General features: G+C 65.3%; 10 protein-coding genes. 8 read left to right on the forward strand and 2 right to left on the reverse strand.

The genetic code is table 11. From position 1 onward, the window contains the following. Nucleotides 1-231 precede the first annotated feature (231 nt). Both ABF821_RS16755 and ABF821_RS16760 read right to left on the reverse strand, forming a co-directional pair. Nucleotides 232-2,442, reverse strand: coding sequence for an FUSC family protein (locus ABF821_RS16755; RefSeq protein ID WP_415530851.1), 2,211 nt, complete (start codon nt 2,440-2,442; stop codon nt 232-234). Next, entirely contained in the window at nt 2,439-2,966 is a 528-nt protein-coding gene (locus tag ABF821_RS16760) for a MarR family winged helix-turn-helix transcriptional regulator (RefSeq protein WP_415530852.1), read from the reverse strand. Before ABF821_RS16760 ends, ABF821_RS16755 begins: the two co-directional genes overlap by 4 nt. Nucleotides 2,967-3,294: 328 nt before the next feature. Between ABF821_RS16760 and ABF821_RS16765 the strand changes: the two genes are divergently transcribed. The 8 genes from ABF821_RS16765 to ABF821_RS16800 all read left to right on the forward strand — a co-directional run bounded on the left by ABF821_RS16765 (nt 3,295) and on the right by ABF821_RS16800 (nt 11,635). Next, nucleotides 3,295-4,398, forward strand: a complete 1,104-nt coding sequence (locus ABF821_RS16765; RefSeq protein WP_375271802.1) for a glycerophosphodiester phosphodiesterase — start codon at nt 3,295-3,297, stop codon at nt 4,396-4,398. Nucleotides 4,399-4,767: 369 nt separating this feature from the next. After that, nucleotides 4,768-5,334, forward strand: coding sequence for a spore coat U domain-containing protein (locus ABF821_RS16770; protein WP_183008460.1), 567 nt, complete (start codon nt 4,768-4,770; stop codon nt 5,332-5,334). A 9-nt stretch (nt 5,335-5,343) separates the two neighbouring features. Continuing rightward, complete coding sequence (locus ABF821_RS16775) at nt 5,344-5,874, forward strand: spore coat U domain-containing protein (RefSeq protein ID WP_183008461.1); 531 nt, start codon at nt 5,344-5,346, stop codon at nt 5,872-5,874. After that, nucleotides 5,868-6,623, forward strand: a complete 756-nt coding sequence (locus ABF821_RS16780; protein ID WP_183008462.1) for a molecular chaperone — start codon at nt 5,868-5,870, stop codon at nt 6,621-6,623. Before ABF821_RS16775 ends, ABF821_RS16780 begins: the two co-directional genes overlap by 7 nt. 53 nt (nt 6,624-6,676) lie before the next feature. Then, the gene (locus ABF821_RS16785) at nt 6,677-9,082 is read left to right on the forward strand and encodes a fimbria/pilus outer membrane usher protein (RefSeq protein ID WP_415530853.1); all 2,406 of its coding nucleotides are present in this window, start codon (nt 6,677-6,679) and stop codon (nt 9,080-9,082) included. Continuing rightward, nucleotides 9,079-10,047, forward strand: coding sequence for a spore coat protein U domain-containing protein (locus ABF821_RS16790; RefSeq protein ID WP_183008464.1), 969 nt, complete (start codon nt 9,079-9,081; stop codon nt 10,045-10,047). Before ABF821_RS16785 ends, ABF821_RS16790 begins: the two co-directional genes overlap by 4 nt. Nucleotides 10,048-10,287: 240 nt before the next feature. Beyond that, on the forward strand, nt 10,288-10,467 hold the full coding sequence (locus tag ABF821_RS16795; RefSeq protein WP_182975135.1) for a hypothetical protein: 180 nt from the start codon (nt 10,288-10,290) through the stop codon (nt 10,465-10,467). A gap of 61 nt (nt 10,468-10,528) precedes the next feature. Beyond that, nucleotides 10,529-11,635: a hypothetical protein gene (locus tag ABF821_RS16800; protein WP_415530854.1), complete on the forward strand. Its 1,107-nt coding sequence runs from the start codon at nt 10,529-10,531 to the stop codon at nt 11,633-11,635. Nucleotides 11,636-11,950: the final 315 nt, after the last annotated feature.

The following is an 11,950-nucleotide window of genomic DNA, read 5'->3' on the forward strand; positions in this document are numbered from 1 at the left end:
GCACAACGACGCTCAGGGTCAGAACCACGCGGATCAGGGTGCGTAGAAGGGGCATCAGACTCTCGGATCTTTCATGGCCGGCTCATCGGAACGACCGGATCGACAGGCGCGGGCCACAGGGCGCGGCCGGCGCGAACGACGAAAAACACGGCGGCACCCACAGGCGCCCCCGCCATGCCGGCATCCGAACGGCCAGCACCCTGGCCGTCGGCGACGCCGGGCCATCGCACCTCACCCGACATGGCGCCGCACCCGCCCCAGCAAGGGCGTATAGACCGGCACCGGCCTATCGAGCGGACGATGCGCACCCGGCATCTCCGGCGACAGTTGCAGCGGACCATGTCGATGGAAAAAGCCGGGCACAGCCCGCAGGATATAGGCCGCCTGTTGCAGGCACGCGGCCCCCCGCCGCGCCTCCAGCCCCGCCGCGCCCTCGCCGGCGCGCGCCAGGATCGCCTGCGCCGCGTCCACCAGTCCCCGCGCCGTCGCCTCCGGGTCGCGCAGCAGACCATCGAAGCCGCGCACGGCCGCACGCATCGCCTCGGCATCCGCCACGTTCAGCGCAGGCAACTCCGCGATCCGTCGCGCCCGTACCACCAGCCTCCCCAGAGACACAGCCCCCAACGCGGCATCGGTATAGGCTTGCCGCTCGTCCGGACTCACACCAACCGAAAGCCGCATCGCCAGCCGCCAGATCTTCTGGATCTGCAAACCTTCCCACACCACCCAGTTCTCGGGCGCGACCGGCAGCACCAGCGCCAGCCGCCGCAACGCCCGCGACAGCGACCCCACCAGCCGCCCCGCATCCAGCCGGTCGTCCGGCGGCAGGATCACACGAAAGCCCAGCACCAGCAGCGCGGCGGCCGCCACAAAGGCCATCCACGTATTGGTCAGCGCGATGTCGTCGTAATGGATGGGATTGGACACATCGAGCATCGCGGCAAAGAACACGCCATAGCCGAACGCCCCGATCCCGTAGCGCGGGCTGAACTGCAACCAGATCCCCGGCGCGAGAAACATACACAGCGAAAACCACAATAACGGAAACCCGTCGATGCGCGGCAGCGCCAGCATGTGGCAGACAATCCCCGCCGGCACCGACAGCGTGGTCCCCGCCGCCATCATCACGCTGGAGCGCGAGGCCGAAGGCGTGGTCGCCACCAGGCTGGATGCCGCGACGACATACAGCATCAGCATCGGCCCGGCGCTCCAATGCAACACATACCACAGCAACCCGGCCAGCAGCGCGATCAGCCCGCCGCGCGCGCCGTTGCGCAGCGCGGTCGGCCAGTCCAGAAACCAGCGCAGCCGCACCCGGCGCGGCAGGGACGGCGCCACCACCATCCGGATCACGGCATCGAGCTGCACCAGCACGTCGCGCATATTGTCGATCGCCGACAGCAGTGCATCGTCCTGCACGGCCCGCTCGGCCACCGCCAGATCCTCCAGTGCCGTGCCGAGCGCGGCCAGCACCGGCTCCGGCGTCTCGATCCAGTCCGCCCCGTCCGTCAGGTCCAGGATCTCGGCCATCAGCGACGCGACCCGTTCATGCAGGCGCCGCATCGGAGGCGCGTCGTTTTCCAGGTCGTGCCACAGCGGATGATAGGTGGCGACCACCCCCGCCAACCCGCTCAACCCCACGCGCAGCGCATTCACCCGGCGCGCGATTTCGTATGTATCGGCCGCCGCATATTCCACCGACGACATCAGGCCGCTGATCCGCGCCAGCAGCGTGCCCCGCCTGTCGTTCAGCGGCAGCGGCAGGGTGCGAAACCCGCCCAGCACCACCGGCTCGGCCGTCACGACATCCGGCGACCGCCCGCCCGCGAACTGAAAGCGATGGAAATCCATGGCATACGCGATCACATCGCGCACCATCTGCCCCACCTGCGCCATCACCCGGTCGGGCCGGCGCACCGACGTGACCATGAACACCACCGCCGTCGCGACGATCCCGACCGTCACCGCCGACAGCCGCGCCATGGCGCTGAGAAAGATACCGTCAGGATCGGCATAGGACGGCGCGGCCACGATCACGATCGTATAGCCCGTCAGCACAGCGGCATAGGCGCGAAACAGCCGCAGGAAGGTCGCGACCAGACAGGCGAAGGCCACCACCACCGCCAGCATCATCGTATAGAGCACCGGCGACTGCGCCACGACCGCCATCAGCGCGACGGCGATGGTCGCCCCCAGCAGCGTGCCGATCACACGCCACATGCTCTTGGCCATCAGCGCCCCGACCGTGGGATTGGCCACGATCATCACCGTCGTCACCGAAGACATCGGGGATTCGAGCTGAAAGAAGAACGAGCAGGACAGGGCCAGCCCGATCGCGGCAAAGGTCCGCAGGCAGAAGCCCGCCCGCCCCCGCACCGCGTGCCATTGCGCATCATCCGTCAGAAAGGCCGGCAGAAAGCGTGCAGGGTCGAACATCGTCATGCCGTCTCGCCGCCATCGGGCATGCCGGTGGCCGGAGGACGCGCCGCATTGTCCAGGATATGCTCCAGCCGCCCCACCAGATCCGCGACCGCCCCGGCGGACAGCCCTTCCGTCAGTTCGGCCTCGACCCGCGCCGCGATCTCATGGAATGCGCGGCACTTGCGCCGCCCCTCGGGCGTAATGAACAGGTTGTTGGCCCGCCGGTCGACGGAATCGGGCCGACGCTCCACCAGTCCCGCCGTCTCCAGCAGGTCCAGCACCCGGACCAGTGCCGAGGTGTCGGTATCCAGCGCCGCCGCCAGGTCCCGCTGCGACGTACCCTCAGGCATCATCATCAGATAGACCATGGGCCGGAAGCCGGCGACGGTCATCCCGGTGGGCTTCAGCTCCCGCTCCAGCCGCGTGCGCCACACCGCCCCCAGCCGCATGACGCGAAAGGTCACGGGCATGCCGGCAAAAGGGGCTTCGTCGATATTCAGGGATGCACGCAGGCCCGTCGCCTGCGACCTGTCATCTTCAGTCATGCCGCTGTTTTATGGTGCCATCACAATAATTGCCATGCCCATTAATTGCATGGCAACTGCGTGTCCAGCCTCGCCCCACCCTGCGCCATGACACCGCCTCGCCGCGCCGTCTTCAAATATTCACAGAGCGAGCGAATGCCCGCCATTCCCACCATAAAGCGCGGAAACACGACCCGACCGCAGGTTGCCGGCAACCGGCCGATCTTGAGCATCCGCAAGGCTTCCGCCCAATATGCCGCCCATCCGATCACCCCATGCCCGCCTGTCCCATGGCAAGTCCCGCGCGCATCCCCATCCTGACATCGCGCCGAATCCCGAGGTCCCTTCCGTGCTCACACGCCGAGATATCTTCCCCCTGATGGCCGCCACCGCGCTCCTTGGTCCGGCATCCCGCGCCAGGGCGGCCGCCTCGCTCGCACCACGGCCGCTGGTGTTCGCCCATCGCGGCGCCTCCGCCCTGCGGCCGGAACACACGCTGGCGTCCTACGCCAAGGCCATCGCCGACGGCGCGGATTATATCGAGCCAGACCTGGTGCCCACCCGCGACGGCGTGCTGGTCGCCCGGCACGAGAGCAACATCGCCGGCACCACCGACGTGGCCACACGCCCCGAATTCGCCGCCCGCCGCCGCACGATGATGATCGACGGAACGAACGAAACCGGCTGGTTCACCACCGATTTCACCCTGGCGGAACTCAAGACCCTGCGCGCCCGCGAGCGCCTGCCCGGCATCCGTCCGCAAAACACCCGCTACGACGGCCATTTCGACATCCCGACCTTCGAGGAAGTGATCGACTTCGTCGCCGCCGAATCCGCCGCACGCGGCCGGGTCATCGGCCTGATCCCCGAGATCAAGAACTCGACCCATTTCCACGCCCTGAACCACACGCCGGAGGAAACCTTCCTGCGCGTGATCGCGGCGCACGACTACACACGCTACGCCCCGCTGGAGGTCCAGTCGTTCGAGACCGGCAACCTGAAGATGCTGCGCGGGCGCGTACAGGCCATCAACCCGCAGGCCCGCCTGATGTTCCTGATGGGCGAGCGGAGCGAGCGCGTGCCCGACATCGCGGCGGCCGGCGGCCACACCACTTTCGGCGACCTCATGACGCCGGACGGCCTGCGCCAGGTCCGCACCTACGCCGACGCCATCGGCCCCTCGAACATCGACCTGATTCCCCGCGACACATCAGGCGCCTGGCAGGCCCCGACCACCCTGATCGACGACGCCCACGGCGCCGGCCTGCTGGTCCATTCCTACACCTGCCGCCCGGAAAACCGCTTCCTGCCCCGCCAGCTCCGCAACGGTGCCGGAGACGACGCCCGCAATCCCGAAGGCTCGATCGCCGAAATCCGGCGCTATCTGGATATGGGGCTGGACGGCTTCTTCACCGACGACCCCGCCCTGGGCCGCCGCGCACTGGATGGCTGAGAGCCTGACCGAAAACGCGCGCTGGCGGCGTGCCCTCAGCGCATTTCCTGCGCTTCGGTGCTCATGGCCATCAAGGCCACTCCGCTCCGATGCTCGGAAACACACGCCGGGCGCTGCCCGGAACAGGCCGCTCTCGCTCGCCAGCCCACATTTGCGGTCAGGCTCTGAGCTGGACTTTGGCGGTTTTCCGTCCACACCAGCGCCGGTGAGACATGCCATGTGGAAATCCCCGATGGCCCCCGAGCGTTCACCTTCGATTAATGAGCGTCAGCATAAATTATTCCAATGAGGGTTCGAAGTCAGACCATTGGAGATGAGATGCTGCATATCGGGTCGAGATCGCGCGACACCGCCAGGGACATGCGCCTCATGTCCCTCCGCTTGCGGCTGACCTGCGCTGGATTACTGCTTGTCGCCTTGGGATTCGGACTGGGTCATCCCGATCGCGCCGCCGCTCAGAGCACTATTACCGGCACGATCGGCGTTACGCTGACTTTGACATCAGCGTGCAGCATCAGCGGCACGCTTCTGGCTCAGGGCTCCAGTACCAATTTCGGCACGCTCGATTTCGGCTCGCAGACGACGCTCTTCACACAACATGACGCCCAGGTTGTGTCGGGTTCCAACAGCGGCATATCGCTGACCTGCTCGCCGGGGATCAGCCCGGAACTGATGATCACCGGCGGAAGCAACGACGCCAGTAAGAGCGGTGGCCATCTCCATGCCCTGGCCTTCGGCACGTCCAATGTGCCGTACGATCTCTATTCGGATTCCAGCCACTCGACCGTAATTCAGAACAATACCGCCGTGGCTTTCGCGACAAGCAGCACGACCTACACCACCAACCTCTACGGACGGGTCTTCGGCTCGGGGACGGCGAGCGCGCTGCCCGCCGGCACCTATACGGACACGCTCAACGTCACACTGTCCTTCTGAGCAAACGCCGTGCGGGTCGGTGCGACCGTTGCCGGTACGGCGCTGCTGGCGGCGCTTCCCCCTTCGGCCTGGGCCACCACGAGCGCGACGATGTCGGTCTCGACCCAGATCGTCGCGGGCTGCGCGGTCAACGGGGCGGTCCCGGCCTCCGGCGCCTCGGTCCACTCGCTGGGAACTCTTGGATTCGGTTCCGCCGCGTCCCTGTCAAACGCCCCACTCCGGGCCGCGCTCAGCCCCTCCGCCACGGTTTCCCTGACCTGCACGCCCGGCGTGCCGGTGACGATGATGGTCGATGGTGGCCTCCATTATGCCGACGGCTCGCGCGGCATGGTCCTGTCCGGCGGCACGGCGCGGGTCGCCTATGCCCTCTTCAGCGACAGCGCCTATAGCACCGCGATCCAGCCGGATACCGCCATCAGCGTGAACGTCACCGGCTCGCCCAGCCCGCTCACCCTGCCTGTCTTCGGACAGGCGACGCCGACCGGTCTCTCACCCGCCGGACTCTACTCCGATATTTTAACGGTGACGCTGCAATGGTAACTGCCCTCCGCCTGCTGTTCCTCGGCCTCCTGGCCGTGTGGTTTTTCCCGGGAGAGACGCGCGCCGCATCCGCCGTCACGATCTGGCCGGTCAACCCGGTGCTGGGCAGCGCGGCCCCTGCCGCCGCCCTGTGGCTGGAAAATAACGACCATCACACTGTGCTGCTCCAGATCCGCGTCTTCCGCTGGACACAGGATTCGACGGGCGACCAATATGCCGATCAGACGGAAATCGTCGCGAGCCCGCCCATGGCGAGCGTGGCGCCCGGAGTCCGCCAGCTCATCCGCCTGATCCGCGCCGGAAGCATGCTCCCGAACGCGGAAACCGCCTATCGCATCATCATTGACGAAATCCCCACGCCGGAGTCACGGCAGGCCGCCGCGAAGAGCGGGCCGCAGATCGCGATCCAGCTCCGATACTCCGTGCCGCTCTTCGTCTACGGGACGGGTGCGCCCACAGGGACGAGCGCGCCAACCATGGCGAGCGACATCAAGGAGCAGCCCACGCTGCATTGGCACGTCGAGACACGTAACGGCCGACGTTTCCTGGACGTTGCCAATACAGGACATATCCACGCCCAACTGAGCCAGGTTTCCTTGGGCAAGACAACCGTTTCGACGGGCCTGCTGGGCTACGTCCTGCCGGGTCGTACGATGGAATGGCCCCTGGCCGGCAACCCGGGCGGCGAGCCTCTCCAGGCCGTCGTCAATGGCGGACTCAAGCATGAGACCATTCCGGCTCAACAGTGACATGCCGCGCAACAACAAGAACGATAGGCAGAAAACGGCGAACGGCACTTTGCATGATGGTGCTCTCGACATTCTGCGGCAACAGCGCCCGGGCAGCCGCCCTTCCCCCGCCGCCCCATAGCCTTGGACCGGCGGCACTGGACATGGGCATGACGCTCTATCTCGATCTCGTGCTCAACGGCTTCGATACGGGTCGCGTCGAGCCCGTTCTGACCAGGGGGGAGCGCTTCTTCCTCGCCGCACCGGTTCTTCGAACGCTTGGACTGGACGCGCGTCTGCCCACGAGGGATGAGGGGCCGGTTGCGCTGGACACGATCGAAGGCCTGCACACGCATTATGATTCCGCGGCGCAAAGGCTGTTTCTCACTGTTCCAACGAACTGGCTGCCGGCGCAGCGCTTCGTCCGGAACAAGCTGATCGAGGAGAAGAAGGCGCGGGCGAGCTTCGGCGCCATCATCAATTACGATGCGTACGGTACGCAGGCCACCGGCCTCGCAAACCTCTCCCTGTGGAACGAGGAGAGGATTTTCGGCTCGTTCGGCACGATCTCGAACACGGGCGTCGCCCAATTCGGCTTCGCGGGCATCGTCAGCAACAGCGAAAGCCGCGCTTCGTACCGCCATTACGATACGACCTGGCGCTATTCGGACCAGAATCGGGTGCTGACCGCCGAAGCCGGGGATATCGTGACGCATGCCCTGGCCTGGTCGAGTACGATCCGGTTGGGCGGCGCACAGATCTCGCGCGATTTCTCCGTGCGCCCGGACATCGTGACCTACCCGCTGCCGCAATTTTCGGGCCAGGCTTCCGTCCCCACCAGCGTCGATCTGCTGATCAACGGCGTGCAATCCATGCACAGCTCCGTCCAGCCCGGACCCTACAGCCTGACCGACCTGCCTTACATCAACGGCGCGGGCGAGGCGACCGTGGTGACGACGGACGCGCTGGGCCGGCGGATCGTGACGAACGTTCCGTTCTACGTCGCCAGCACGCTGCTGCACCCCGGCTATACCGACTACACGGTCGCCGTCGGCGCGCAGCGCGAACGCTACGGACTGGTGGATTTCGATTATGGCGCGCCAAGCTTCAATGCCTCCTACCGCCGGGGGCTCCTGCCCGTCCTGACCGTGGAGGCCCATGCCGAGGCCGCCCCCCATCTGCTCCTTGGCGGACTGGGGATGCTCACGCAGATCGGCCAGCGGTTCGGCGTCGTCAATATCGCCGCAAGCGCCAGCGATCGTCCTGGAAACCGGGACGGAAGCGACAGGACAATGCTGCCCACGCATGGGCGGCAATTCGTGGCCGGCTATCAGTTCACCCACAAAAATTTCACGCTCGCCGCACAGAAAATCTGGCGCACGCGGGGCTATGCCGATCTTTCGACCTACAATCCCGGCTTCATGCGCCTGCCGCGTTCGAGCCTTCAGGCCAGCGCAAGCCTTACGCTGAAACGTGTCGGCTCGCTCAGCCTCGGCTATTTCGACATCAGGCCTGCGGTCGGCCAGCGCACACGGTTCGCGACGATCAGCGACACGCTCCCGCTCTGGCACGGCATCAGCCTGTCCTTGTCGGTCAACCGGCAACTGAGTACCCTGAGCGCGAGGACGGACGGATGGGCGGGCTATGCCCAGATCGTGATCCCCTTCGGCGCCTATGGTACCGCGACCGCCGGATGGAGCCGACAGGCCGACGGGGAAAGCACCGAACAGATCTCGGCCAGCCGCTCGGTTGCGGCGCAGGGCGATTTCGGCTGGACCGCAAACTACCAGCACGCAAACAGCACCGGCCGGGCCGGCGGCTCTGATTCCGTCGAAAGCTCGGTGAGCTGGCGCGCCCCGTTCGCGCAGTTCCAGGGCGGTATTTACGGAAACGTCGACGACACCACGCGCTGGGCGGAAGCCCAGGGATCCATCGCACTGATGGACGGAGCGGCCTTCCTCGGCAATCGCGTCTCAGACGCTTTCGCCGTTGTCAGTACCGATCACGTGGCGGGCGTGCCGATCCGGTACGAGAATCAACTCGTCGGCAGGACAAACGCGGGCGGTCATCTGCTCGTGCCCTACGCGACCTCCTATTATCCCGCGAAATACGAAATCGATACGCTCTCGCTCCCGGCAGATCTTCAAAGCCGGATGGTCGAGCAGCGCGTCGCCGTCCAATATGGCAGCGGCTATCTCGTCCGCTTCCCGATGAAACATGTGCTGACCGTACTAATCCGCCTGACCGACCCGTCAGGCAAGCCATTGCCCGTCGGCACCTCCGTACACACGGCGGAAGCGGAGGCCTATGTCGGCTGGGACGGAATGCTTTACCTGAACGGGATCGACCGGGGCGAAAAGCTGGACGCGTCGCTACCCTCCGGCACGCGTTGCATCGCCACCGTCGGCGCCATTCCCGCCGCTTCGGCCGGACAGGTCCGCCTGGGCCCCCTTGTCTGCCGGAGCGTGCCGAGCCCATGAGAAACCTGGCATTTCTGATCCTGCTTTTTCTGGTCGCGCTGACCGACGGGCACGCGTGGGCGGCTTGCCGCGTCTCCACGCCTGGAACCACGTCACTCGGCTCGCTCTCGTCCCTCTCTCTCAGTTCGGGCGGCAGCACGACGGAAATCTCCTCGGGCTTCGCTTGCACCGGCGGGCTTCTCTCCGTCGCTTATACCCAGACCGTCAACGCGCAGGTCCAGACGATCAGCGTCCTGAGAGACCCAAGCGGCGACAGCCTGCCGGTGCAGCTCTGCCAGTCCGCGAATTGCGCGACGACGTATATCGCGGGCCAGACGATCGGTTGGAGCGAGACGAACCTGATCGGCCTGCTCGGCCTCTTCAACGGCATCAACGGCACATTGCCGCTTTACATCCGGATTCCACCCGGCTCCTACAATGTCAGTGCTGGCGTCTATACCGGTTCGGTAACGATCGGCTGGACATGGAACGTCTGCTGGGGGATCGGCCTGCTGGGTATCTGCATAGGGCTCGACAGCCAAACGAGCCCTGTGCCCGAAACCATCCCCCTCACCTTCACCGTTACGGCGGATTGCCAGATCACCGCGCCTGACGTCGTCTTCGCGCCCAGCCCGCTTGTCACCGCCTTCACCGATATCCACCAGTCCCTGACCGTCGGCTGCACCAAGGGCTCGACCTATACGGTCGGAATCAGCGACGGCAATAACGCCGACAGCACAAGCCGCGCCATGAGCAACGGCTCCGGATCTCTGCTTCACTACGAAATCTACAAGCAATCGACGACCGACCGTTGGGGCTCTGCGGGCACGCAAAGGCGCGCCAACGCGACTGCGGACGTCAACCCGAACACGCTCAATGGCGTAACACAACAGCAATTCGCTTACACGGCGCACATCCTGACGACGCAGACGACACCGGCGGCAGGCTCTTATAGCGACAGCCTCGTCGTGGATGTACAGTTTTGAAAATATTTATATTTACTTCATAATACTCTTTTCTCCACCCCTGACAAAAGAACAGAACGATGCGAAGAAAATGGGGATTATAGACATGGTCCCCATTTTTCAGACAGGACGATAAGCTATAATCCGACCTGATCTGGACTTTGGCGGTTTTGAGCGTTGAATCGCATTTGAAGAAACGTCGGATTCCTGTGTGCGTGTGGTGGAGCGACACTCTCCTGCAAAGGAAGCAGGAGATGAGTAATGGAGGAAGAGGTCGGCGACGATGTTGGGTTCAACGGGATAGCCGGGTGGCTGGCGCCGTTCCGGGGCGGCTTTCACGGCACCGACATGGCGCCGGGTTCTCATTCCGACGTCCGGCGCGATGGTGTCGTCGTGACGACGGACAGGGCGGAGGATCGCCACGCGTGGCATTTATCGTGATCCGGTGCGCTCGTCGCACGTACATTTCGTCAAAGCCAGCGGCCCGCGCTGGCAGGCGTTCATGCTTCTGGCGCCGCTGTCATGGACCGGACGGGTGTGGGGATTACCGTTCCTGACGGTGCTGTGTCCCTCGGAACGCTACGCGCGCGAGCGTGGTCGCCCTCACCGGAAGCTGACGGACCGGGCACGGCAGGGACTGCTTCTGGTCGCCCGCTGGCTTCCCGGACGCAGGATCATCGCTGTCACCGACAGTTCCTATGCTTCGATCGACCTGCTCGATGCCGTCAGGGACCGCGTCTGCATGGTCAGTCGCCTGCGTCTCGATGCCAGGCTGTTCGACCCGCCGTCTCCGCGCACCGCCAGGACGCTGGGCCGGCCCCGGCGGACAGGCGAGCGGCAACCGTCGCTGGCGAACCGCCTGGAAAACCCCGCCATACAATGGAGCGAAGCTGCGATCGGCGCATGGTATGGCGGCCAGGAATACCGCGTCGAATTCATCTCCGGCACCGCGCTGTGGCATCATCCAGGTCGGACCGTTCCCATCCGCTATGTGCTGGTACGTGATCCTGCCGGGCGCTTTCGGCCGCAGGCGTTCCTCTGCACCGACCTTGCCGCGTCCCCCGTCGACATCCTGACCTGGTTCGTCCGGCGCTGGTCGATGGAGGTCACCTTCGCCGAAACAAGGCGCCATCTCGGCATCGAGACCCAACGCCAGTGGTCGGATCTGGCCATCGCTCGTACCGCACCGGTCCTGATGGGGCTTTTCTCCGTCATCACTCTCGTCGCAAACGACCTGCAAAAACAGGGACGTGTCCGGCCAGCAGCAATAGCCCAGAGGCGGCAAGTGCCCATCAGGGCCACGCCGCCACGCAGACATCACGACGGACGCGTGGCGCGTGGCACGCGTCCGCCCTCTATCGGCGCTTCTGAAAAAGCCCCCGATCCGTTCTCACGTCCGGCCGGACATCTTCCTGCCGGACTTGTCCAGCGAAGGCGCCCCCGGCCGCGCCATGGCACCCGGCTCATCCACCCGGCCCGCCCGGCCGCGCAGACGCCTACCCGCCTGACGCATCGCCTTGCGATGGGCCGCATGAATCTGTGCCGGTGTCAGTTCGACCCCATCGGACCATTTGGCCGAAGCGGACCCTGCCTTTTCCTCGACGGATGAAACCGACATCACGATCCTCCTGCTCAAGGTGCCCCGACAACAGGCCGGAGCGGCTTGGCTCTAGATTATAGGAAGCGCGGTGCGGCATTTTAAGGGCGCGTTCCCACGAAAGACCGTATGGCTGCCCTGCACGACAGATACCTTTCATCCCGAAAACGAATCATTTACCGCCCCGGCCGGACAATGCCACTGTCACAGACTAGGACCACCGTCACAGACCAGAGCCACTGTGACAGACCAGACCGCCCATCAGCAGGGCTATGGCGAAAGCCCGCCCCTCTCCGTGCAACGCCGCCCGCCCACCCCCGTTATCAC

The sequence above is a fragment of the Gluconacetobacter sp. genome, assembly GCF_047721585.1.
GTDB classification, from domain to species: domain Bacteria; phylum Pseudomonadota; class Alphaproteobacteria; order Acetobacterales; family Acetobacteraceae; genus Gluconacetobacter; species Gluconacetobacter dulcium.